This window comes from Streptomyces sp. NPDC026246, from assembly GCF_055567995.1.
Map to the genome: position 1 here is coordinate 66,289 of NZ_JBVHPJ010000021.1, position 19,870 is coordinate 86,158.

General features: G+C 69.4%; 34 protein-coding genes. All 34 read left to right on the plus strand.

Annotated features, from left to right (window positions below):
• Positions 1-42 precede the first annotated feature (42 nt).
• Positions 43-468 carry a hypothetical protein gene (locus ACZ4M5_RS33640; RefSeq protein ID WP_467742711.1) on the plus strand — a complete coding sequence of 142 codons (426 nt, stop codon included), beginning with the start codon at positions 43-45 and terminating at the stop codon, positions 466-468.
• Between the two features lie 357 nt (positions 469-825).
• Positions 826-2,019 (plus strand): cell wall protein, encoded by a 1,194-nt coding sequence (locus ACZ4M5_RS33645; protein ID WP_467742713.1) that lies wholly within the window; start codon positions 826-828, stop codon positions 2,017-2,019.
• The gene (locus ACZ4M5_RS33650; RefSeq protein ID WP_467742715.1) at positions 2,016-2,699 is read left to right on the plus strand and encodes an SLOG family protein; all 684 of its coding nucleotides are present in this window, start codon (positions 2,016-2,018) and stop codon (positions 2,697-2,699) included. The genes ACZ4M5_RS33645 and ACZ4M5_RS33650 overlap by 4 nt, the downstream gene beginning before the upstream one ends.
• Positions 2,692-3,489 (plus strand): DciA family protein, encoded by a 798-nt coding sequence (locus tag ACZ4M5_RS33655; protein ID WP_467742717.1) that lies wholly within the window; start codon positions 2,692-2,694, stop codon positions 3,487-3,489. Before ACZ4M5_RS33650 ends, ACZ4M5_RS33655 begins: the two co-directional genes overlap by 8 nt.
• 67 nt (positions 3,490-3,556) lie before the next feature.
• Positions 3,557-3,718 (plus strand): hypothetical protein, encoded by a 162-nt coding sequence (locus tag ACZ4M5_RS33660; protein WP_467742719.1) that lies wholly within the window; start codon positions 3,557-3,559, stop codon positions 3,716-3,718.
• Positions 3,718-3,954 (plus strand): hypothetical protein, encoded by a 237-nt coding sequence (locus ACZ4M5_RS33665; RefSeq protein ID WP_467742721.1) that lies wholly within the window; start codon positions 3,718-3,720, stop codon positions 3,952-3,954. Before ACZ4M5_RS33660 ends, ACZ4M5_RS33665 begins: the two co-directional genes overlap by 1 nt.
• A gap of 66 nt (positions 3,955-4,020) precedes the next feature.
• Positions 4,021-4,242, plus strand: coding sequence for a hypothetical protein (locus tag ACZ4M5_RS33670; RefSeq protein ID WP_467742723.1), 222 nt, complete (start codon positions 4,021-4,023; stop codon positions 4,240-4,242).
• A gap of 152 nt (positions 4,243-4,394) precedes the next feature.
• Entirely contained in the window at positions 4,395-5,057 is a 663-nt protein-coding gene (locus ACZ4M5_RS33675) for a ParA family protein (protein WP_467742725.1), read from the plus strand.
• Positions 5,057-6,190: a ParB/RepB/Spo0J family partition protein gene (locus ACZ4M5_RS33680; protein WP_467742726.1), complete on the plus strand. Its 1,134-nt coding sequence runs from the start codon at positions 5,057-5,059 to the stop codon at positions 6,188-6,190. Before ACZ4M5_RS33675 ends, ACZ4M5_RS33680 begins: the two co-directional genes overlap by 1 nt.
• 910 nt (positions 6,191-7,100) lie before the next feature.
• A complete protein-coding gene (locus tag ACZ4M5_RS33685; protein ID WP_467742728.1) occupies positions 7,101-7,379 on the plus strand; it encodes a hypothetical protein in 279 nt (92 codons plus the stop codon).
• Positions 7,380-7,613: 234 nt separating this feature from the next.
• Positions 7,614-8,159 (plus strand): hypothetical protein, encoded by a 546-nt coding sequence (locus ACZ4M5_RS33690; RefSeq protein ID WP_467742730.1) that lies wholly within the window; start codon positions 7,614-7,616, stop codon positions 8,157-8,159.
• Positions 8,160-8,293: 134 nt separating this feature from the next.
• Positions 8,294-8,551 carry a hypothetical protein gene (locus tag ACZ4M5_RS33695; RefSeq protein ID WP_467742732.1) on the plus strand — a complete coding sequence of 86 codons (258 nt, stop codon included), beginning with the start codon at positions 8,294-8,296 and terminating at the stop codon, positions 8,549-8,551.
• 196 nt (positions 8,552-8,747) lie between these two features.
• Positions 8,748-9,062: a hypothetical protein gene (locus ACZ4M5_RS33700; protein ID WP_467742734.1), complete on the plus strand. Its 315-nt coding sequence runs from the start codon at positions 8,748-8,750 to the stop codon at positions 9,060-9,062.
• A 76-nt stretch (positions 9,063-9,138) separates the two neighbouring features.
• Positions 9,139-9,786: a DUF6197 family protein gene (locus ACZ4M5_RS33705; RefSeq protein WP_467742736.1), complete on the plus strand. Its 648-nt coding sequence runs from the start codon at positions 9,139-9,141 to the stop codon at positions 9,784-9,786.
• Between the two features lie 17 nt (positions 9,787-9,803).
• Positions 9,804-10,037, plus strand: a complete 234-nt coding sequence (locus ACZ4M5_RS33710; protein WP_467742738.1) for a hypothetical protein — start codon at positions 9,804-9,806, stop codon at positions 10,035-10,037.
• The gene (locus ACZ4M5_RS33715) at positions 10,037-10,261 is read left to right on the plus strand and encodes a hypothetical protein (protein WP_467742740.1); all 225 of its coding nucleotides are present in this window, start codon (positions 10,037-10,039) and stop codon (positions 10,259-10,261) included. The genes ACZ4M5_RS33710 and ACZ4M5_RS33715 overlap by 1 nt, the downstream gene beginning before the upstream one ends.
• Positions 10,258-10,929 carry a hypothetical protein gene (locus ACZ4M5_RS33720; protein ID WP_467742742.1) on the plus strand — a complete coding sequence of 224 codons (672 nt, stop codon included), beginning with the start codon at positions 10,258-10,260 and terminating at the stop codon, positions 10,927-10,929. Before ACZ4M5_RS33715 ends, ACZ4M5_RS33720 begins: the two co-directional genes overlap by 4 nt.
• 35 nt (positions 10,930-10,964) lie before the next feature.
• Entirely contained in the window at positions 10,965-11,417 is a 453-nt protein-coding gene (locus tag ACZ4M5_RS33725) for an XF1762 family protein (protein ID WP_467742743.1), read from the plus strand.
• A gap of 55 nt (positions 11,418-11,472) precedes the next feature.
• Complete coding sequence (locus tag ACZ4M5_RS33730; protein ID WP_467742745.1) at positions 11,473-12,201, plus strand: hypothetical protein; 729 nt, start codon at positions 11,473-11,475, stop codon at positions 12,199-12,201.
• Positions 12,198-12,896 (plus strand): hypothetical protein, encoded by a 699-nt coding sequence (locus ACZ4M5_RS33735; RefSeq protein WP_467742747.1) that lies wholly within the window; start codon positions 12,198-12,200, stop codon positions 12,894-12,896. Before ACZ4M5_RS33730 ends, ACZ4M5_RS33735 begins: the two co-directional genes overlap by 4 nt.
• Positions 12,889-13,122 carry a hypothetical protein gene (locus tag ACZ4M5_RS33740; protein WP_467742750.1) on the plus strand — a complete coding sequence of 78 codons (234 nt, stop codon included), beginning with the start codon at positions 12,889-12,891 and terminating at the stop codon, positions 13,120-13,122. The genes ACZ4M5_RS33735 and ACZ4M5_RS33740 overlap by 8 nt, the downstream gene beginning before the upstream one ends.
• The gene (locus ACZ4M5_RS33745; RefSeq protein WP_467742755.1) at positions 13,119-13,724 is read left to right on the plus strand and encodes a hypothetical protein; all 606 of its coding nucleotides are present in this window, start codon (positions 13,119-13,121) and stop codon (positions 13,722-13,724) included. Before ACZ4M5_RS33740 ends, ACZ4M5_RS33745 begins: the two co-directional genes overlap by 4 nt.
• Entirely contained in the window at positions 13,721-14,158 is a 438-nt protein-coding gene (locus tag ACZ4M5_RS33750; RefSeq protein ID WP_467742757.1) for a WhiB family transcriptional regulator, read from the plus strand. Before ACZ4M5_RS33745 ends, ACZ4M5_RS33750 begins: the two co-directional genes overlap by 4 nt.
• Positions 14,155-15,048, plus strand: a complete 894-nt coding sequence (locus tag ACZ4M5_RS33755) for a WhiB family transcriptional regulator (protein WP_467742759.1) — start codon at positions 14,155-14,157, stop codon at positions 15,046-15,048. The genes ACZ4M5_RS33750 and ACZ4M5_RS33755 overlap by 4 nt, the downstream gene beginning before the upstream one ends.
• Entirely contained in the window at positions 15,048-15,557 is a 510-nt protein-coding gene (locus ACZ4M5_RS33760) for a single-stranded DNA-binding protein (protein WP_467742761.1), read from the plus strand. Before ACZ4M5_RS33755 ends, ACZ4M5_RS33760 begins: the two co-directional genes overlap by 1 nt.
• Positions 15,558-15,706: 149 nt before the next feature.
• The gene (locus tag ACZ4M5_RS33765) at positions 15,707-15,898 is read left to right on the plus strand and encodes a hypothetical protein (RefSeq protein WP_467742763.1); all 192 of its coding nucleotides are present in this window, start codon (positions 15,707-15,709) and stop codon (positions 15,896-15,898) included.
• A gap of 117 nt (positions 15,899-16,015) precedes the next feature.
• Complete coding sequence (locus ACZ4M5_RS33770) at positions 16,016-16,327, plus strand: hypothetical protein (RefSeq protein WP_467742764.1); 312 nt, start codon at positions 16,016-16,018, stop codon at positions 16,325-16,327.
• A 61-nt stretch (positions 16,328-16,388) separates the two neighbouring features.
• Positions 16,389-16,637 carry a hypothetical protein gene (locus ACZ4M5_RS33775; protein WP_467742766.1) on the plus strand — a complete coding sequence of 83 codons (249 nt, stop codon included), beginning with the start codon at positions 16,389-16,391 and terminating at the stop codon, positions 16,635-16,637.
• A gap of 88 nt (positions 16,638-16,725) precedes the next feature.
• Positions 16,726-17,328, plus strand: a complete 603-nt coding sequence (locus ACZ4M5_RS33780; RefSeq protein WP_467742768.1) for a hypothetical protein — start codon at positions 16,726-16,728, stop codon at positions 17,326-17,328.
• Entirely contained in the window at positions 17,325-17,531 is a 207-nt protein-coding gene (locus tag ACZ4M5_RS33785; protein ID WP_467742770.1) for a hypothetical protein, read from the plus strand. Before ACZ4M5_RS33780 ends, ACZ4M5_RS33785 begins: the two co-directional genes overlap by 4 nt.
• Positions 17,528-18,049 carry a helix-turn-helix domain-containing protein gene (locus ACZ4M5_RS33790; protein ID WP_467742772.1) on the plus strand — a complete coding sequence of 174 codons (522 nt, stop codon included), beginning with the start codon at positions 17,528-17,530 and terminating at the stop codon, positions 18,047-18,049. Before ACZ4M5_RS33785 ends, ACZ4M5_RS33790 begins: the two co-directional genes overlap by 4 nt.
• Before the next feature lie 74 nt (positions 18,050-18,123).
• Entirely contained in the window at positions 18,124-18,690 is a 567-nt protein-coding gene (locus ACZ4M5_RS33795; RefSeq protein WP_467742774.1) for a hypothetical protein, read from the plus strand.
• Positions 18,687-18,932 carry a hypothetical protein gene (locus tag ACZ4M5_RS33800; protein ID WP_467742776.1) on the plus strand — a complete coding sequence of 82 codons (246 nt, stop codon included), beginning with the start codon at positions 18,687-18,689 and terminating at the stop codon, positions 18,930-18,932. The genes ACZ4M5_RS33795 and ACZ4M5_RS33800 overlap by 4 nt, the downstream gene beginning before the upstream one ends.
• 193 nt (positions 18,933-19,125) lie before the next feature.
• The coding region (locus ACZ4M5_RS33805; RefSeq protein ID WP_467742778.1) for a hypothetical protein at positions 19,126-19,870 on the plus strand (745 nt) is incomplete at its 3' end.

Genomic DNA, 19,870 nt, shown 5'->3' on the forward strand with positions numbered 1-19,870 from the left:
GCGGCGCAATGCGGTCCCTGTCCCTTCTACCTCCTCAGTCGCGTGAGCCGGCGTTCGGCCTCCATCGAGGTGGCCGACTACCACGACGAGATCGTGCAGCACGCGGAGAACCGCCCTGCCGACTATCACCCCGCCACTGCAAGCGAGCCTCGCCGTGTCCTCACCTTGAGGGGCGCGGTACTCGCTGGCGGCAACAACGGCGAGGGGCGCAGCGACTGGTCGTACAAGCCGAACGTCACGGTGCACACTGCCGTCACAGGCACCGGGTACGCCTACGGCACTTCCGTGGCGGCCTGTAATGGGTCCCTGGAACTGGGCTACAACGCCGATCTGTCCAGCCTGGTGGACGTGACCAAAGTCGACGCTCGGTTGTTGTGCCGACGTCCGGCCTGTCGTGCCCTGCGTAATCAGGTTTCTGCGCCTGCTCCGGCGCAGACCTCATCGAGCGGAAGAGACGAGATGACGTAGCGAGTAGCTGAGGCGGGAGGTCTTGCCGCTCCCTTGCCGGGGAGCGCTTCCTCTACCGCCTGGGCCTAGCCGGTTGGTGTTTGCCGACACCTTCCGAGCCTCACGGCCCTCGTACCACGGCCCGGCCTGCCAGCCGAGCTAAGGCCCATCGGGTGCCACCCCGAGGGCGTCCAACAGGTTCTGGTCGAACCACCTTCACCACCAGAGCGGGGGCCCTTTTGTGCCGTCCGCCTTACTGGAAGCAGGTACATAGTGCCTCAGCGCACCCCTCTTTGTCAGCTTGGCGCTTCTCGCGGGCCCGAAACGCGAGGAATCTCCCCCCACGCGGGCGACACCCAGTGCCCCGAATACGCCCCCGTGCCCGCTCGAGAGCAGGAGATCGACACCACCCGCAGCCGCCACACCGGCCCCCGCAAGTGGCGCCGCGCCGTCGCCTGGCTCATCGCGGCCGGCCTCCACCCGAAGGCCAACCAGACCACCCTGCGCGTCGCCGAGGACCTCGCCGACCGCATGGACTACGACACGGGGCACGTCCGCTACTGCCTCGACGAGACCGCCGCACGACTCGGCATCGGCCGCGCCACCGTGAAGCGGCACGTCTCCTACCTCCGGCAGCTCGGCGCCCTCGCCTGGGCCCAGCACGGCACCCGCATCAACATCCGCCGCGCGATGGGGCTCAAGGGCTACGCCGCCACCGCCACCGTGTACGCCGCCGTCATCCCCCCGGTCTACGACCACGCCATGGGGCACACCATCGTCGGCACCGGTTACGGAGCGCGCATCATCATCGACCAGCGTGGCCAGGCCCGAGACCAAAACCGGGCTTTGAACCCGGCCTCCGACCCCTCGGGGCCTGTGGATAACTCCCCTGTGGATAACCCTCGTTGTGAGGGCCTTGAGCCCCCTTCCCTTACCTGGGTAGAGGAAGAGGGAAAGCTGAAGGTAGTGGGGGGTAGTAACTACACCTCGCAGGCTCGGCAGCCGAAGACCCGGATCCCCCACCAGAGCAGCAGCAAGAACGGGCGGCGCCGCACCGCTGCGGACGTCGAGAAGGCCAGCAAGACGACCCGCCTGGTGCGGGCCCTGGTGAACTGGACCCAGTCGGTGCCGCTGCGGCGCCTGGAGTACGTGCTCCGCCCGTGGACCGACCGCGGCTGGGACGCCCTGCGCATCGCCGACGAACTCCACGGCATGTGCGCCGGCGTCCGCTGGAAGCCGAGCCGCCCGGACGCGTTCATCCGCGCCCAGATCGCCAAGGCCACGGCCCACGAGCAGGATCTGGCGCAGGCCGTCGCTTGGGAGGACTCCACCGCTTACCGCGAGCTGGCTGCCCTGCGCGCCCTGCTGCCCCAGCCCGCAGCGGACCCCGAGCCGGAGCGCACCGACGAGGACCGCAAGCGCGCCCAGCTCTACGGCTGGGACCAGTGGGAGGAAGTCGCGGCCCACTACGCGGAAGACCCCGACGACGCCATCGACCTGTACGACGTACCCCTCTGCCAGTACGCAGTTGCTAAGGCCGCCCGTCTCGAGCGCCAAGGAGCATGGGCGTGACCAATCCGACCATCAGCAGCGAGCTCACCGCTGCCTGGAAGTCCGTCTTCTCACGGTCCGAACCGTCGGGCTGGGATCTGGCCTGGTTCGATGCCATCCACGGCCTGCTGGTCGTCGGCTGCATCAACAAGACGTGGTTGATGCAGATGCGACTCGCCGCGCCCCATCTGGCAGAGAAGCTGAACCGTGCTCTTCCCGAGCCTGTCATCAGGCGAGTCGTAGGCGCCATGAAGGAAGTCCATGTGCTGGTCACCGGATCACGCACCTGGGACGACGAACAGACCGTCGCAGATGCGCTTCTGGACGCATGGCACGACGCCACACAGACGGTGTCCCCAGAGGTGGACTTCACCGTCGTCCACGGGGACTGCCCCACCGGAGCCGACGCCATCGCCAAGCAGTGGGCCATCGACAACCACGTCTTCCACCACGCGGTTCCCGCGAACTGGTCAGGTCCCTGCACCGACGCCTGCCCGCCCACCCCGCACCGGAAGACCACACGCCGGGGAGGCGAGTACTGCCCCCTGGCTGGCCACCACCGCAACCAACTCATGGTCGATATGGGCATCGATCTGGTCCTGGCCTTCCACCGGAACAACTCCCGCGGCACCGCCGACTGCATCCGCCGCGCCAAGCAGGCCGGCATCCCCGTCCGGATTCTGGAGGAACTGAATGACTGAGGTCCCGCAACTGTCCGGGAAGGACCTCGCCCGGCAGGCCCTCGCCGCCTACAAGACCACCGCCCGCACCACACCCACCGCCCCGACCAAGGCCCGCCGCCCGCGGACCGTGCGCCGCTGCGACGGCCGCGACCCCGTCACCCTCGCCACAGCCCTCACCACACTCGGGGCCGACATCAACCTCGACACCGGAGTCGCTGGCGGCGGCGTCATCGACCAGTGGCCCACCCTCTGCCCCCAGTACGCCGACACCGTGCAGCCCGTCGCCTACGACCCGCACCGCGGCCGTCTGGACCTCCGGCCCGCCAACTACGCAGTCGCATCCGGACTGCGCCTCCTCGGCGGTCAGCTCGCCAAGCAAATCAACGACAAACTCGGCCGGCCCGTTGTCCGCACCATCCGCGTCCTGCCGGTCGGCAGCGTGCAGCAGCCCGATGCGTTTACCGCGGTATACACCGGAGGCCCTGCCGCGCCGGAGCGCGAGGCGCCGGTGAAGACCCGGGAGACCGCCTCACCCGGCTACCAAGCCGCCCTCCAAGCCGCGCTCACCCACCGGCCCGACAAGCAGCCCACCAACCCCTACGTCATCGAAGCCCTCGAGCGGCAGGAGGCCGCACTGCGCGCCAACCGGCAGCCCGAGACCGAGCACCGCGACGCCGTGTGGGAACTCGACCGGCTCGCCGGCGCCCAGGTCGAGCGCGACGAGATCGTCCGCCGTGCCGCCATCGCCCGCGCCCGCCAAGAGCGCGCCGGAGGCGACATCCCGCGCCGGCTGTTCGGTGCGGCCTGAGCCGGGGGAACGTCGCACCGGTTCTGGTGCACCGTGAAGGCGATCACCGCGCACGAACGGAGCCGCCATGCCCCAGCCCACCACCCGCTACCCCGCCAACTGGCACGCCCTCGAGGACGCCGACGAACGCGCCTGGCTCGACCGGTGGGCCCGACTCCACCTCATCCCCACCAACCAGCCGGAGCCTGAGGCGGCCGCACCGGCCCTGTCCCTCGCCGGGAGGCCCTGATGCCCACCACCGTCACCGTGCCCGCTCCGTCCTCCGCCGAGGCCGCCCGACAGTTCGGCGCCCAAGCCGCGCGCATCCTCCGCAAAGCCACGCTCCAGCCGGCCGACAAGCCGGAACTCACTCCCGTGCCCTACCGGCATCGCGAGCTGTTCCGTGAGCCCGTCTACACCGACGGCCAGCCCTACGCGGACACCCGAGACGACGAGGACGACGAGCAGTCGACTATCACGCCGTGATAATCCGGCACGGCGTATACCGCGGTATACGCGAGCCCCACTGTGCCCGCGGCTCGTTAGCCGTTCATGGACAGTCATGACGAGCAGCAGCTGGTGCAGGAGTTGCAGGAAGAGTTCGGCTTCGACGCCGAACTCGCGGCGGGCATGGTGTCGCTGGCGCAGAAAGTCGTGGCCCGAGAGGGACGCTTCAGCCTCGAGGGCGTTCTGCGCTACGGGCGCCTCGCCTATGCGCAGGATCCCTTGGTGCGGCTGTACATGGATGGAGAGCTGCCCGGCGCGAGTCCGTGAAGCGGGCTCGACCCGGCCCATGCGTATACCGCGGTATACGCCCTTCGCAGTGAAGCTGCCGCCCAATCCGCGGAACCACCCCACCCATCTGAGAAGCTATGGCCCGTCCGAGTACCGAGCCCCGGCTCGGGAAGCACACGGAACGGAGCACCATGCCTTCCTCAGTCCTCGTCGTGTCCACCGACCCCCAAGGGTCGACCATATGGTGGGCCGACCGCGTCGGCGACAATCTGCCCTTCGACTTCGCCGCCGCCCACGAAGACCCCGAAAGCCTCGCCGGCCTGAAGAACCTCGGCGCGCAGATCCACGTCATCGCCAACCAGAAGGGCGGCGTCGGCAAGACCACCACCGCCGTCAACCTTGCCGCCGTCACCCACGACGTCCTGGGCGACAACGACGACCGGCAGCACATCTTCATCGACACCCCCGGCAGTCTCGAGAACGAGCACATCCTGGCTGCCGCCCTCGACGTTGCGGACGACGTCCTGGTGCCGATGCCGCCCGAGCCCCTCGCGTTCGACCCCACGGCACGAACCATCGAACGCGTCATCGCCCCCCGCGGACTGCCCTACACGGTCGTCATCAACGCCTGGGATCCCCGCGACGGCAAGGCCGACCTCGAGGACACCATCGCCTACATCGACGCCATGGGCTGGCCCCGAGCGAAGACCGTCATCCGCCGCTACAAGATCCACACCAGGGCGGCCGCCGAAGGCAAGGTCGTCACCCAGTACGCTGACAACGGCACCACGCTCCGCGCCCGCGAGGACTACTTCCGCCTGGCCCTGGAGCGTGGATACGGAGGGCGCCGGTGATGGCCTCCGGTAAGCGCGTCTCCCTCGCCTCCCTCGCGAGCAGCAAGGTGGAGGCCGTTCCCGGGGCCAGCCGCCCCGAGCTGATCCACGTTCCCCCGGCGTCCGTTGCCCCCACCCCGCTCAACCCGCGGCGGGCCTTCGATGAGACGGACCTCATCGAGCTCGGCGAGGACATGCGGGGCGGGCAACTCCAGCCGTGCGTGGCGGTCAACAAGTCCTCCTACCTGAAGCTGCATCCCGAGCACGCGGAGCTCCTGCCTGAGGGCTGCCGATACGTCATGGCCGCCGGCGAACGCCGCTGGCGCGCAGCCGTCAAGGTCGGCCTCGACAGTCTCGACCTGATGCTGCGGCACGACCTCACCGAATCGCGGGTCCGGTTCCTTGCCGCGGTGCTGTCGGAGAACGTCCAACGCGCCAACTTCAACCCCATCGAGGAAGCCGACGGCCTACGGGCCATGCTCGACCTCCACGACGGCAACCAGGCCGCGGCCGCCCGCGCCATGGGCAAGTCGAAGGCGTGGTTCAACCAGCGGATCGGATTGTTGCGGCTGTCCGACGAGATGGTGCAGCTGGTCCTGGAAGGGAAGCTGACCGCGTTCCGCGACATGCGCCGCTACGCGTCCCTGCCCCCTGACGAGCAGTACGCCACCTGGAAGGCCGACCAGGAGCAGCCGCGGACACCCAAGCCGACTCCAGAGCCTGCACCGGTCTCGGCGCCGGTGACGGAGCAGCAGGCGTATACCGCGGTATACACCCCGTCGGCAGCCGAGGCGCCTACACGGGCCGCCGGCGAGACACGGGACGTCTCCTCCACCGCGGTTCAGAAGCCAGGACTGCCGCAGGAAACGACGGCTGCGCCGGGGTCACGTGCGGCAACCGCCGTGCAGGAGGCCCCAGCGGCCGCAGCGGCGAGCCCGACAGTGCCGTCGCAGCCCGCCAGCGGCGAGCACGGCGGTATGCGCGTGCTGGAGTACGACAAGCCCGGCGTCGTCGCCATGCATCTCGACCGGAAGATCCGCGACGACGACCTGTACCTCGAGTTCATTCGGGTCTCCCTCATGAAGGCACAACAGCGAGCCCCGGGCCGCCTGCACGAGCTCCTGCGGTCCTTCACCGAGCAGGCCGACTCCTGAATATCCGGCGACCGCTTCACGGCCCCGTTCTCCTGCCCCTGCCCCCGGGCAGGGTGCGGGGCCGCCTTCGTCGTCCCCGGACACCACCTGTCGACGCGTTGTCCAATAGCGGCCAGATTGCCAGGGTTTTCGATCACCCGTTCGGGTGAAGTGCTGTGGCCAAGTCGTGAAACCCCTTCCACCAGCGCCCTTTACCGGATCTAGTGAAAGGGCCGACCCCCCACCCGGTGGGTGGCCGGCCGCCCAGCCGAGGAACCGGGGGTGCGTTCGCAGCCGTACCGGCGCCCCCGCTCCCCGGCTCGGGCCGACCCCCTGCACCATCCCGGCACCGACCAGTCCCGCAACAGGATGGGGAACAAGCCCTACCCCCCTTAGGTGGTCCGGAACTACACTCACGTGCATCGCACGGCCATGCCCACTCGGCGGGGCTGTGAGGTCTCAACGCCCCCTCACCCGCCCACTGGTCGATGTTGTCGGCAACACCATCCCCAGCGGCTCGTGCGGGGGCATTCCCACACCACTCCATCCACGAAATTTCACGTGGAATTGCACGTCACGCTCACCTCATGTGAGGAAATGAGCCACCACAGTGACGGATACGGTCACGGGCTGGTGAAATCACAGCCCTGCATTACCCACCAACTCCAAACGGTGTCACAGTGGCGTCCTGCGGTTCGGACTGGCAGCCGCACTGCGGGGACCCGTCGAACGCCGACCACGACGGGTGTACGAGCCCTTCCCACCATCTGCCGGAGAAGCGGGTGACGCCCTCATGTCCGCAGCAGAGCCAGCTATCCCCGACCACCCCGAGCGTCCCTACCTGAACACATCCGGTCCCGCGCCCGTTGTCTCCATCGACAAGCACCGCAAAAGCGGGGCCCGCGCCACGACCAGGGGACGGTGGACCACCATGACCACACCACCGGGCAACAACCCCGAGCGCACCCCCCGCCAGCGCAGCCCCCTCGCCGGATGGGCCGAGCAGATCGAGCAGTCCTTCAACGAGGCCGGCCAGTCCCTCACCGACCCCGGCACCGCCATCACCTTCCTGCGCACTCTCGACGTCCTGGAACGCACCCTCGAGGGCTCGCACGCCACTGGCGTCATCGACAGTGAGCAGCTCGCCGAACTGGTCGCGACCATAGGGGGCATGCGGCAGGTTCCCGAGCTGGTGCAGACCGCCGACTGAACTGCCCGCATATGCCGGGGGTTCTTGCGACTTGTTCCCGGGTCGCCCGGCCACCCCGCAGAACCCAGCGTTGATCTTTTGTTGCAGCGCGTTCAACTTCTGCCCCGCGCGTGCCATCATTGGGCGTCCGGAATCACCCGGAGTGACAACATCCGGCCCCCGGCGCGCGCCCCGCACAGCCCTGTACGGACGACCCGCGCCCCTGGCGGCCGGCCGCGAGGGGACGGGGAAGCCATGGGCGACGGCAAAGAAGCACCGGACAACGCAGCAGCAAGACTCCACCAACTCGCCCAGTACTTCCGCGAGCACCCCGTCACCGGGCCCGTCGAAGGGCACTCCGCCAGCCGCAGCGCCCCCGCCCCCCTGTCCCTCGCCACCCTCGACCACATCCACTCCTCCGTGCGCGAAGTCGAGACGCTCACCCGCGAAGCCAACCCGGACGCCGGCCCCCTGCCCGCCCGGGTGGAAGCCGTCTACGCCTGGTGCGCCGCCAACACCCAGCACGCCGATGAAACCGTTCAGCAGCGCCGCGCCGTCATCGAGTATCGCCAGTACCTCGAGCACGCCATCCGCGCCGGCGACCACAAGGTGATCCGCCCGCACCGCTGCCCCGCCTGCGGCACCGTCGGCCTGCTCTGGCAGCAAGCCGCCCAGCGTGCCCGCTGCGTCAACCGGCACTGCGCCCGCCGCAACGGCGGCGTCTCCCACTCCTGGACCCTCGCCAACCTCGCCTGGCAGCACGTCGCTTCGAAAGAATCTTTGAAGGAGCGTGCAACCTAACGGCGGGTACCCGAGTCGTACTCATCACCAAAAACAACTGAACACAGTCCCCTCACAACCGGACCCTCGTGGTCCACCCCGTTATCGGCCGCCGTAGCTGCGAACTGTGGTCGAGTCGATCAATGGGAGGCCCCATGGCCATCACCACCTACGCGCCCGCTGACGAGCAGGCGCCGATCGAGGACCCCGTCTCCTACGAGGAGGCGGCCCTGCTGTTCATGGAGACCGGGCTGCCCGAGTTCGACGTCCCCCTGAAGACGGTCATGAACAAGCTGGGCCGGTGGGTCAAGCAGGACCGGCTACCGGTGGAATGGCGCGGCAAGGCCAAGTACGCGTCCTTCAGCGATCTGCTGGAGGCGCACGCACGCCGGCATCCGGCGCCTGGAAGGTGAGCAGGTAGAACGCCTGGACAAGCCCCGCCCCCCTGTGGGGGTGCGGGGCTTCCTCATGTCCGCGTGAACTCATCCCGCACTTTGCATTGCACCGCAATGCATTGAGGGGTACGGTGGTACCACCAAGACGGCAACAGGCCCCCAACCAGGCCTGATTGACCCCCTCTTCGCCATCCCTGGAGCCACCGTGGCCGTGATGACCCATGCCTCCGCACGCCTCGAAGCCGACTACAACGCCCTCACCAAGGCCCAGCAGGAACGCTTCGACCAGCTCATGGAGCAGGCCGACGAGGCACGCAGCAACACCGACTACCTGCCCCTCATGCAGGCCCTCGCCGGGCTGGCGGGCCTCCCCGTCGGCGAGATCCGCAAGTGCGGCTGCTCCTGCGTCTGCCCCGTCATCTTCGACGCCAACGACCCGGACGCGCACGTCATCGAGGAGTCCCCGGGCTACAACCTCGGCCGCGTCCAGTGCCCCACCTGCGCCGACTGGCACCTCGAAACCGCCTGACCCCACCGCAGACCTCCCGGCGGCGCGTGAAGACGACACCGCGCCGCCGGGTGAACAACCACCAGGGGAGACCCGCATGCACAGCACCGCCGACACCCTCCAGCGCGCAGCCCACATCCTCACCATGCTCGGCCTCCACACCGGCGACCAGTTCGCCGCCACCGACTCCGACGCCCTGGACGTCTGCGCCGCCGTCTACATGGCCGCCGAAGGAACCTGCCCGCCCGAGTTCACCACCGACGAGTGCGCCTCCCTCGCCATCATCGGAGCCTCGGCGCCGGCCATGGCCGCCATCCGCGCCATCAGCGATGTCCTCGACTCCGCCGTCTGCGAGACCCCGGTCGCGCCCGGCCTGTACGTCCCGGACTACATCGAGCACGTCTCCAACTGGGCCGCCACCCCGCCCATCGGCGCCACCCGGCCCCCCACCGTGTCCGAGGTCATCGGCCGCATCCTCCGCGCCGCCAACCACGCCGCCGTCCACAACAACGGACCCCGGCCCGGCTTCACCGACGCCTACGGACTCTGCCTCACCTGCCACGGTCACGGATCCCTGACCACCGACGGCGAAGAGATCCCCTACGAGGAGCTCAGCCCGCGCCGCAAGCAGGGCCACGAACTGGGCCACCGCTTCTACCGGAACACCAGCAAGCCCTGCCCCCACTGCGACGGCCAGGACCGCGTCACCGACGCCGCCGTGTCCGCCTACGAAGCCTCCCTCTGACCAAGGAGCTCCACGCCATGAGCCTCATGACCCCCGAGACCACGCCCATCAACCCGGACGACAACAGCTACAACGCCGGCTACTTCGACGGCGAACTCGACGCCATCAGCAAGCTCCCCTCCGCCGTCGCCCACGACCGCGCCTCCATGGCCGACCCCTACGACCCCCTGTGGGCCCAGGGCTACATCGACGGCTTCCTCCACACCATCCAGGTCACCCACGCCCTCGCCGAGAAGGAGCAGGCCGCCTGATGCACGCCTCCCTCGAATCCCGCCTCAACCAGGCCCTGGAGGAACTGGCCGGCATCAAGAAGGAGCTGGCCGTCCTCGAGTCCGCCCTCTGCCATTGCCAGCCGCAGCGTGAGCACGACGACTACCGACGGCCCGCCGAGTACCTGCACGCAGCCGCCTGCCCAGTGGCCGCCGCGCAGCAAGCCCGCGACACCACCCACCGCCCGAAGGGACGCCGCGCATGAACCTGCGCACCCTCTCCACCACCGCGTTCGCCCTCACCCTCACCGCCGGCGCCCTCACCATCGCACCCCGCTCCGACGCCGCCACCGGACCCGTCACCGCAGGCAACGGCTGGAAGCTCGTCTCCCCCCGCATCACCCACATCGACACCAAGCCCTGGGTGATCGCCTTCCACGACACGGCCAGCCGCACAAAGCTCACCCCCTACCTGCGCAACACCGCCGCCGAACTCTCCACCAACCTCGGCGTGAAGATCACCGTCACGACACGGATCGTCCCCGTCACCCGCGGCAAGTGCGTCACCGGCCACGTCATCTCCTACCGCTACATGCCCAAGCCCGACCCCACCCGCCCCAACGCCTCCTTCACCGGCGTCTGCGGCAACACCCAGCAGGCCGCCGACGGCGCCTACGTCTTCATCAACAGCAACTACTGGCTCAAGGCAAGCAACATCTCCGAGCCGATCCGGATGAACGTCATCTGGCACGAGACCGCCCACGCCATCGGCCTCAACCACCCCGACACCTGCCCCACCAACAGCGCCGGCCTCAAGCCGCTGATGTGCGCCGACACGTACAAGGACCTCCGCACCCGCCGCTACTCGTCCTTCGAGGCCACCGCCTTCAAGCAGCTGCGCACCAACCGCCTGTACGCCGTCACCGAGCGCTGACTCCAACCCTCCACCGACCACGAAAGGCACAGCGCATGACCCTGCACCTCGTGCCCATCCGGTTCACCGACGCTGCCGCCTTCGTGGCCATGTGGCACCGCCACAACCGACCCCCCGTCGGCTGCAAGTTCTGCATAGGCGTAGCAGACGACAACGGCACGCTCCGCGGGGTCGCCATCGTCGGCCGCCCCGTCGCCCGGCACCTCGACAACGGCCACACGCTCGAGGTCACCCGCACCGCCACCGACGGCACCCGCAACGCGAACTCAATGCTGTACGGCGCAGCCTGGCGCGCAGCAAGCGCCCTCGGCTACACACGGCTGATCACCTACACGCAGGCCGAGGAGACGGGCGCCAGCCTCCGAGCAGCCGGATGGCGCGTCATCGCCCACCGCCCCGCACGCCCCGGCTGGAACGTCCCATCGCGACCCCGCCAGCCCAACGGCACCGAGCACATCCCCCGAACGCTCTGGGAAGCCACCGCCTGACCAGCACCGGAGCACCACCCAGCCCCAGCACCACACCCGCAGGACGGAGACGGCCATGACCGCTCGGACACGCACCGCCAAAAAGACCACCCCAACACCGGCGAAGAAGACGGCCGCCAAAAAGACCACCACCCGGCCGCCCCGCAAGACCGCAGCGAAGAAGACCGAACCCCGCCTGTCCCTGGTCAAGGCCCTCCCCGCCCCGCCCAACAAGCCCACCCGCCGCAGCGACTTCGTAACCGACGCCCAGATCTACGCCACCCACGCCGCCCGCCTCGCCGGCCTCCCCATCCACCGCATCCGCGACTGGCACGACCACCGCAACAACACCGCCACCAGGCCACTGAAGGACGGCAGCCTCCTCGCCTACGACCACACCACCCGCACCCTCACCTGGCAGGCCACCTGCCCCATGGGCGCCATCCACGAGTACGTCCTCGACTCCCCCTCCACCGCGGCCGCCGTCCGCGTCCACACCGACCGCTGCACCGAAACCCACGCCACCTTCACCCACATCCCCCGCCTCACCCGCGACGAGCTCGCCGCCCTCGGCATCCACACCGGCCCCACCTGGGCCCGCCCCGACCTCCTCGGCGAAGCCCCCACCCAAACCATCCCCATCCCCCTCACCCCGCCCGAGCCGGCCCCGCGCGTCCTCGCCGACACCCTCGCCCACTCCAACACCGGCACCGACCAGACGCAGCCCCTCTCCACCCAGGACATAGCCGACGGCCTCACCAACCGCGCCGACCACGACACCGCCAAGGAGCACCTCCAGCCGTGAACGACACCCTCACCCAAGAGCAGCGCGACCGCCGCTGGAAACAGGCCCACACCGCCATCACCAACGCCCTAGCCGCGTCCTGGACCGAATGGCGCCGCACCGGCCGCCGCCCCGACTTCAACCAGGCTGCCGACTACGCCATGGACGGCCTCGGCGACCTCGCCGCCGAGATCCTCGCCGACGGCACCATGCTCAAGGCCCTCACCGTCAGAGACGGCGAAGTCTGCCTCGACCTCGAACCCGCCACCGAGATGCTCAAGGTGTTCGTCGCCAGCATGCGCGGCATCCTCCATGGCTACGGAGCCGAGAACTACGTCGAGACCGAGATGCAGGCCCCCGCCATCTCCCTCGACCTGCGCGACAGCGACACCCCCTACGACTCGTACACCGTCACCATCCAGCGCCGCGAACGCCCCACCCCGCACGAGTTCCGCGTCAAGGCCGAAGAGCGAGTCGCCGAGCTGGAGAGGGAGCTAGCGCAGACCCGCGCAGACGCACAGCAGCACTTCACCGCCCTCCAGACCCTCGCTCGCCAAGCAGGGCTCGCCGTAGAGCCCGTGCAGCACCAGTGCACCGCCGAGTACGGAGGGGCCGGCTACACCCGCTGCGAGCTCCCCGCTGGCCACGACGGCCGCCACGACTCCGCCCTGGGCAACCTGCGGCGCGCCACTTGGGGACGCGACACCGATGACTGACACCGCCCCGGCCTACACCGCCCAACTCGCCGGCCAGCTCCGCACCCGGCACCCCGACCTCCTCGCAGCCGAGAACGACCTCGCCCTCCTCCGCGCACGCCTCGCCATCGTCACCACCTGGATCCACAACCAGACCTACGACGACACCGCCCGCCGCGCCCTCGCCCAAGCCCTCGGCCTACCCGAACCCACCAACCCACGCCCCACACCGGAGACCACCCCGTGACCACAACAGCCCCCGCCCTCACCGAAGCCGCCGCCCTCACCGGCCCCACCGTCATCGGCATCGACCCCTCGCTCACAGGAACCGGCATCGCCTCCAGCGACGGCTGGGTCAACGTCATCGGCTACAAGCGCCCCCGCGCCAAAGACCCCGGCATCACCCAACTCCCCCACCCCGAACGCATCCGCGCAATGCGCACCCTCGCCACCCAGATCCTCGACCGCATCTACCTCCCCGACCTCGTCGTCATGGAGCTCCCCGCCGTCTCCCGCAGCGGAGGAGGAGCCCACGAACGCGGATGGTTCTGGTGGCACCTCTACAACGAACTCACCCAGACCAACCTCCCCGTCGCCCTCATGGCCCCCAACGCCCGCGCCCTCTACGCCACCGGCAAAGGCAACGCCCCCAAAGGCGCCGTCGTCGACAGCATCGCCCGACGCTTCCCCAACTGGGCCACCGAAGGCAACGACAACGCCGCCGACGCCGTCGCGTTGATGGCCGCCGGCCGCGACTGGCTCGGCCACCCCATCACCGACCTCCCCAAGACCCACCGGGCCGCCCTCGACAAAGCGACCTGGCCGACCCTTCCCGGAGCCGAAGCATGACCACCAACACCCGCCACGACACAACAAACGCCACGGCCGAAGCGAACTGGCGTGACCACGCCGTCTGCCGTCAGGTCGATCCCGAGCTGTTCTTCCCAGTCGGCAATGGCATCGTCATGGAGCGGCAGACCGAAGCCGCGAAGCGCATCTGCGCCGGCTGCCCGGTGCGGGCTCAGTGCCTCGAGTGGGCGCTGGACACCGCCCAGTACAGCGGCGTGTGGGGTGGCCTGTCGGAGGTGGAGCGGCGCCGGATCGGCCGCACCCGGTTCTCGCACATCAACGTGTGCCGGTCGAACCGTGAGCTGATCGAGCAGCGCCTGGAGCAGAATGCGTCGCTGCGGGACATAGGCGCCGAGTTGGGCGTGGGGCATTGGGCTGTGAAGCGCGCTGTGGCCGAGTTCCGTGCCAAGGACGCCCAGGAGGTGCCGGCATGAGCACGATGACGCTGGCAGAGGACTGGCGGACGCAGGCCGTGTGCGCCACCGCCGACCCGGACCTGTTCTTCCCGGAGCCCGACACTCCATTGGAGCGGATCCAGCAGGCGAAGCAGGTCTGCTCAGCCTGCCCGGTGAGGCAGGCCTGTTTGGAGGATGCGTTTCGGCGTGGGGAGTCGGACGCCATCTGTGGTGGGTTGACGCCGGAGGAGCGGCGGAGTTCGTTGTGCCCGGCCGGCCAGGGGGACCCCTCGCGGGTCCGTCGCCGGGGGCGGATGTCGGCACGGCAGATGGCTGTGCAGCACGGCGCGTACATGCTGGCCTGCCTGGTGCAGCACCACATGAGCGTGGAGCAGGTAGCCGGTGAGCTGGGATCGACCGAGGGCGCCGTTTACCGGGCCTTCCGGATGCTGGTGCCGGCCCCTCACGGCCAGGAGCGCCCGAACAACGCGTCCATGGTCGAGAAGCTGCTCGCCACGTCGAAGGAGCGGCTAAAGACCCTGGAGCGGCGCGGGCTGTCGCACACGGAGATTGGTGTGGTGCTGGGCGTCTCGCAGAGCTTCGTGAGTGCTTCCCTGTCGGTGCTGCGCCAGCGGGAGATAGCCCTCGAGCGGCTGAACTCTGATGGCAAGGGGGATGCGCTGACGCGGATGTGGGACGAAGAAGCTCGTGTGCGGCTGGAGTCGGGCGCGGGGCTGACCGTGAACGACGTGATCCGCATGGCGGGGTCGGACATCCGGCGTATGCACGGCGAGGGTGCAACGCTCCGGCAGGTGGCGCGAGACCTAGGTCTGAACCGGGAGACGGTGCGCAAGGCCTACGAGCAGATGACGGCCGGCACGACGGTCGTGAAGACGTTGACGAGGAACGAGATGGGAGAGGCTGCCTGATGGCTGGAGAGACGATCCTGACCGTGGTCGGGAACCTGGTGGACGAGGTGGAGCTGCGGTTCACGCCGAACGGGGTGGCGGTGGCGAAGTTCCGTGTGGCGTCGACTCCGCGGGCGTTCGACAAGCAGACGAACGAGTGGAAGGACGGGGAGAGCCTCTTCCTGAGCTGCTCGGTGTGGCGGCAGGCAGCGGAGCACGTCGCGGAGACCCTGACGAAGGGGATGCGGGTCATCGTGCAGGGCCGGCTGAAGCAGCGCTCCTACGAGGACCGTGAGGGCGTGAAGCGCACGGTGATGGAGTTGGAGGTCGACGAGATCGGCCCGTCTCTGCGGAACGCTACGGCGAAGGTGACGAAGGCGGGCGGGTCGGGGAGGGGGCAGGAGGCGTTGCGGCAGGCGAGTCGTCAGACGTCGCAGGAGGGTCGTGAGGATCCGTGGGCGTCGGGTGTGCCGGGTACGCAGCAGTCGGGTGGGTGGTCGGGTTCGTCGGGTGATGAGCCGCCTTTCTGATCTAGGTGGGGTCGCGTAGGGGTCTGGCCTTGTGGCTGGGCCCCTTTCGCATGCCCGCCATCAATCCCTCGCTCTGCATTGCAGTGCCATGCATAGACGGGTATGGTGGAGGTATCCAAGCCCCACCACCCGAACAACCGGGGGACCCCATGCCCGAACTCCGCCTGGTCGACCCGGATGGCTACACCGTCCCCGGCACCGCACTGACCGTGCCCGACGCCGACGAACCGGCTGTCCGCCAGCACCTGACAACCGTCGTGGCCCCACAGCACGCCGCGAAGTGGGCCGACTTTGGCTACCAGGCCAGCGCCTACCGGGTCCTCCCCGACCCCACCACCTGAACCCGGCCCGCTCGGGCCCTCCGAGCCGCGCACCCCCCCTGGCGCGGCATCTGCCCCGCCCCGAACCCCCCTCAGGGCGGGGCAGACCCCTACCCGCCACAGACCAGGAGGACCGTCATGGACCTCATATCCGACATCGAGTTCTACGGCTCCCGCGTCGACGCCGGCGATATCCGGCGTGACGTGGCTGTGCAGCTCCTCGCCGAGGCCAGTGATGGTCGCCTGACTTTGCGGGGCGCGGCGCAGGCCATCGATACGTGGGAGGGCGTGCGTGAGCGCATGCGGTCCCTGCGTGCCGATGTGGCCGCGCTGCGGGACGCCGCACGGGACGACCGGCCGGTCCCAGAGGGCGTCGAGGAGCGCCGTAGGGCTCGGCAGAAGGCCCGCCTCATGCAGCAGTTCCGCCGCCGCCACGGCAACGCCTCATGACCCCCGCGCCGATGCCCGCCGCGCGTTGACGCCCGCCTGACCACCCACACAAGGAGACACCGTGAACAGCACACCCGGCACCGAGCTTTCCGTCGCATCCGAGACGCTGCGCCCGTCCTCGCCAGCCGTCGCCGCCCACACAGTCGCCGTGCGCATCCCGCCAGCCGCTGCGGACGCCCTCGCCGACTGGCTGGGCTGCCTCGCCGTGCTCGACCCGTCCGAGCGTGGCGGCGACGAATGCGGTTGGTGCAGCACCAACCACGCCCTGGCCGTGGCCCGCGCGATCAACGCCGCCACCCCTGCCCCGTGACCGCGTTCCTGCTGTGGCCGCTCGCCGTCATCGAACTCGGCCCGCGCATCGCCCGGCACACCATCCGCACCCTCACCCGGAAGGCACCATGACCACCACACCCGACACCACCACCCGCGAGACGCACCACCACTTCCTGACCGGCCTCGCCCAGCAAGCCGACTACGCGCACGGCTTCGCCAAGGCCGGCCGCCAGACGGAAGCCCTGGAGCACGTCCAGGCCATCGAGAACCTCACCGCCGCCTACCGGGCCGCAATCGGCTCGGACGGCATGGAGGACGTCCACACGTACTTCGGCCTGTCCTACGCCAACTACCTGGTCCTGCCGCGGACGTTCCTCCAGTCGATGCCAGAGGGATGGCAGGTGCGGTTCGTGGCCATGCTGAACGAGCTGCACGACGCGTTCGAGCACGTCCCCCAGGCCGCCACGTACCAGGTACTGGCGGGGCAGACGATGCCCCTGAACGAGATGACCGACGCGCAGCTGGCAGCGGCTGGCATCGACTCATCCAGCCGCGTGCTGGAGGGCAGCGACGAGGACGACCCGGACTCCGAGACGGTGTATCACCGCCGGTCCGATGGCGCTGAACTGACTGGGGACGACTACGGGTTCGTGCCGGGCCTGGACCCGGTGCCGCACTACAACCGGGGCCGGACCCGGGTGGAGCCGCGCCTGGGCGGTGGCGAGTGACTGCCCTCACCGACATCCCGGCCGACCAGATCGTCCGCTACAGCCCGGAGACCGTGGCCGAGTGGCTGATAGCCAGGAACGAGCAGCACCGGACCCGGCTGATGGAGCTCTGCCAGGAGTTGCGTGCCGACTCCACCGCACGCGGTAGGGCTCTCGAGAACCTTCGGGCCTTGGTGCTGGCTGCTGGGGGAGCTTCCCGATGACTGCTCCGATTCAGGTGGGCCCGTCGTCCTCGCACGGCGGGCCCACCGCTTCCCCTGACTGGGACGACGTCCTCGCCGACATCGGTGACCGCATCCGCGCCGAACGCCGAGCCCGCGGCTGGTCCCAGACCGAGCTGGGCCTACGCACCGGCGTGTGCCTGGACACGGTGAAGCGTCTGGAGAACGGGCAGACCACGCTGCGTGTCTTCGTCGCGGCGAGTGCTGCGCTAGGGGTGGGTGTCGGTGACCTGCTGACTGGGCAGTGGCAGGCGCCGGCTCTGCGACCAACCTTGACCCCTTCGCAGATTCGGGTTCTGGGCGCGGTTGCTTCTGCCGGTTCGCTTCGCGGTGCGGCTGCCGGTTTGGGGGTGTCGCGGGATTCGGTGACGGCTCGCTTGTCGGAGATCTATCGGCGGTTTGGGCTGACGCATCTGCGACGGGGTGAGGAGCGGCGGTCTGCCGCGGTTCGGATGGCTGTGGAGTACGGCCTTCTCACCCCCACGAAACGGACATCTTAGACACCGCCATCGGCGGGCGAGACCGATCACCGCGCCCGGGGCGCCAACCACATCACCCAGAACTGAGGAGAGCCATGCCCGAAGACGCAACCGCCCCGCCCGCACCCCGGTTGACGCCCCGCGACCGCGTCGCCAAATGGGAACCGCTGCTGCACGCCCACGGCTGGACCGTGCACATCACCCACACCGCCTTGCGGGCCCGCCTCGAGGCCACGCATCCCTCCGGCGACACCGTCATGGTCACGTCCGGGCAGGCCGGGCGGAACGGCGCGAACGGTGCCACGAAGCTGTACGCCCTCCCTGCCGGCCAGGGCATGCCCGTCTGGCTCGGTGTCCGCCGCCCGGGGTTGGAGGAGTTCATCCGTACCCGGGTGGTGACCGGCTACCGGAAGCGGGTGCCGTCGAAGTGCCGCTGCCGCAGCCACGCCGGCAGGCCAAAGGTGCGGTACGTGACGGACGCCAGGGCCACCGTGGCGATGGGCGAGGCACGCCGCCAGCGCACCGCAGAAGGGGAAGCGGGGCAGGTGGAGTGCCGCACCTACCGCTGCCCCGACGACGACCGGGTCTGGCACGTCTCCTCCCGCCCGGTGTGGCGGCCCGCCCGGGGCGAGTCGCCTCTGTGGGTGGAGCAGGCGTCGTGAGCCCGGCACGGGCCCTGATAGCCGGCTGCGCCCTGACGGGGGCGATAGCGCTCGCCACAGCGTGGGCGTGGCTGGCGGCGACTGGCAGCCGGACCCTCACCATGGGCGCGGTTCTCGCCTGCACGGCCATCTCCGTCGCGGTGGCCCTGGCCGTTGAGCATCTGGCGCGGACGGTTCGCCGCGGCCGGCCCCGCCGCGCCCACGCCCGACCCCACCCCAAGACCCGGAAGGAAGCGGCGTGACCATCCGTATCGACTGCCCCGACTGTCAGCAGCGCGTCGCTATGAGCAGCCGTGGCCGGCTCGCCCGGCACGGTGCCTGTGCCCGGTCGGGGCGGCATGTGGGCCGGATCTGGCCCGCGAAGTGGCGGGGGCGTCGTGTCGTCACGATCCCCGGCCCCGACACCTGGAACCCGACCGCTCTCGAAGGAGCAGCATGACTGACCCACGCCCACTCTCCGACGCCGACCTGCTCGCGTGGGCCGTCGTCCTGGAGTACCGCCGACGCCAGATGCACGCAGGACTCAAGGTTCTGTTGCTGACTTTCCCGCCCTGCCCCACGTGCAAGGAGCTGGTAGCGGAGGCGAAGACATGGTGGATTCAGGATCCGATCCGCTACGACGGCGTGATCGCCATGCAGCCTTGCGGCCACAGCCACAGTGCGACGGCCTCCGATATGGAGCGGATTCACGATCACGCCACGCAGATGCTGGAGCAGATGCGTTGGGATGGGCAGTACCAGCCGGCAGGTTCGGGTTGGGACGTCGAGCGGATCATTGCCGAGGCGTGTGCCCGGGTTGGCGAGCCGGAGGGGGAAGCGACTGGAGCGACCGAGTTGGACAAGTCCCTCCGCTACCTGCGCCCCGTGGGATCCCTGCAACTGCCGGACGAGGCGCACCTTGTGCATCTGTCGTTGTACGAGTGGGAGCCCCGCTGGGAGGAGTGGGTGACCGGTCTGGCCCTATGCGGCAGCTCGGCCGAGCAGGGTGCTCTGCCAGAGGGCACGTTGGTGACCTGCCCGGACTGCCTGAAGTACCAGCCGAAGTACCAGGCCGCTCTGGACCGCCAGGCGGCCGCCGGCGAGAAGCGCGCGGAGGAACGCCAGACCCAGGCCGAGGCCGGGAACACGGTGGAGAACGGGGCCTGGTGCACGGTGTGGCTGGAGGGGCGGTGGCGGTGGG

What these genes read in the sequence shown, in the direction of transcription:
- ACZ4M5_RS33720 (WP_467742742.1), top strand. Translation starts at nt 10,258, where the DNA reads ATGAACCTGCGCACCCTCTCCACCACCGCGTTCGCCCTCACCCTCACC.
- ACZ4M5_RS33780 (WP_467742768.1), top strand. Translation starts at nt 16,726, where the DNA reads ATGACCACCACACCCGACACCACCACCCGCGAGACGCACCACCACTTC.
- ACZ4M5_RS33730 (WP_467742745.1), top strand. Translation starts at nt 11,473, where the DNA reads ATGACCGCTCGGACACGCACCGCCAAAAAGACCACCCCAACACCGGCG.
- ACZ4M5_RS33690 (WP_467742730.1), top strand. Translation starts at nt 7,614, where the DNA reads ATGGGCGACGGCAAAGAAGCACCGGACAACGCAGCAGCAAGACTCCAC.
- ACZ4M5_RS33770 (WP_467742764.1), top strand. Translation starts at nt 16,016, where the DNA reads ATGGACCTCATATCCGACATCGAGTTCTACGGCTCCCGCGTCGACGCC.
- ACZ4M5_RS33670 (WP_467742723.1), top strand. Translation starts at nt 4,021, where the DNA reads ATGGACAGTCATGACGAGCAGCAGCTGGTGCAGGAGTTGCAGGAAGAG.
- ACZ4M5_RS33790 (WP_467742772.1), top strand. Translation starts at nt 17,528, where the DNA reads ATGACTGCTCCGATTCAGGTGGGCCCGTCGTCCTCGCACGGCGGGCCC.
- ACZ4M5_RS33715 (WP_467742740.1), top strand. Translation starts at nt 10,037, where the DNA reads ATGCACGCCTCCCTCGAATCCCGCCTCAACCAGGCCCTGGAGGAACTG.
- ACZ4M5_RS33660 (WP_467742719.1), top strand. Translation starts at nt 3,557, where the DNA reads ATGCCCCAGCCCACCACCCGCTACCCCGCCAACTGGCACGCCCTCGAG.
- ACZ4M5_RS33680 (WP_467742726.1), top strand. Translation starts at nt 5,057, where the DNA reads ATGGCCTCCGGTAAGCGCGTCTCCCTCGCCTCCCTCGCGAGCAGCAAG.
- ACZ4M5_RS33665 (WP_467742721.1), top strand. Translation starts at nt 3,718, where the DNA reads ATGCCCACCACCGTCACCGTGCCCGCTCCGTCCTCCGCCGAGGCCGCC.
- ACZ4M5_RS33740 (WP_467742750.1), top strand. Translation starts at nt 12,889, where the DNA reads ATGACTGACACCGCCCCGGCCTACACCGCCCAACTCGCCGGCCAGCTC.
- ACZ4M5_RS33725 (WP_467742743.1), top strand. Translation starts at nt 10,965, where the DNA reads ATGACCCTGCACCTCGTGCCCATCCGGTTCACCGACGCTGCCGCCTTC.
- ACZ4M5_RS33795 (WP_467742774.1), top strand. Translation starts at nt 18,124, where the DNA reads ATGCCCGAAGACGCAACCGCCCCGCCCGCACCCCGGTTGACGCCCCGC.
- ACZ4M5_RS33700 (WP_467742734.1), top strand. Translation starts at nt 8,748, where the DNA reads ATGACCCATGCCTCCGCACGCCTCGAAGCCGACTACAACGCCCTCACC.
- ACZ4M5_RS33655 (WP_467742717.1), top strand. Translation starts at nt 2,692, where the DNA reads ATGACTGAGGTCCCGCAACTGTCCGGGAAGGACCTCGCCCGGCAGGCC.
- ACZ4M5_RS33750 (WP_467742757.1), top strand. Translation starts at nt 13,721, where the DNA reads ATGACCACCAACACCCGCCACGACACAACAAACGCCACGGCCGAAGCG.
- ACZ4M5_RS33675 (WP_467742725.1), top strand. Translation starts at nt 4,395, where the DNA reads ATGCCTTCCTCAGTCCTCGTCGTGTCCACCGACCCCCAAGGGTCGACC.
- ACZ4M5_RS33765 (WP_467742763.1), top strand. Translation starts at nt 15,707, where the DNA reads ATGCCCGAACTCCGCCTGGTCGACCCGGATGGCTACACCGTCCCCGGC.
- ACZ4M5_RS33685 (WP_467742728.1), top strand. Translation starts at nt 7,101, where the DNA reads ATGACCACACCACCGGGCAACAACCCCGAGCGCACCCCCCGCCAGCGC.
- ACZ4M5_RS33695 (WP_467742732.1), top strand. Translation starts at nt 8,294, where the DNA reads ATGGCCATCACCACCTACGCGCCCGCTGACGAGCAGGCGCCGATCGAG.
- ACZ4M5_RS33705 (WP_467742736.1), top strand. Translation starts at nt 9,139, where the DNA reads ATGCACAGCACCGCCGACACCCTCCAGCGCGCAGCCCACATCCTCACC.
- ACZ4M5_RS33755 (WP_467742759.1), top strand. Translation starts at nt 14,155, where the DNA reads ATGAGCACGATGACGCTGGCAGAGGACTGGCGGACGCAGGCCGTGTGC.
- ACZ4M5_RS33760 (WP_467742761.1), top strand. Translation starts at nt 15,048, where the DNA reads ATGGCTGGAGAGACGATCCTGACCGTGGTCGGGAACCTGGTGGACGAG.
- ACZ4M5_RS33710 (WP_467742738.1), top strand. Translation starts at nt 9,804, where the DNA reads ATGAGCCTCATGACCCCCGAGACCACGCCCATCAACCCGGACGACAAC.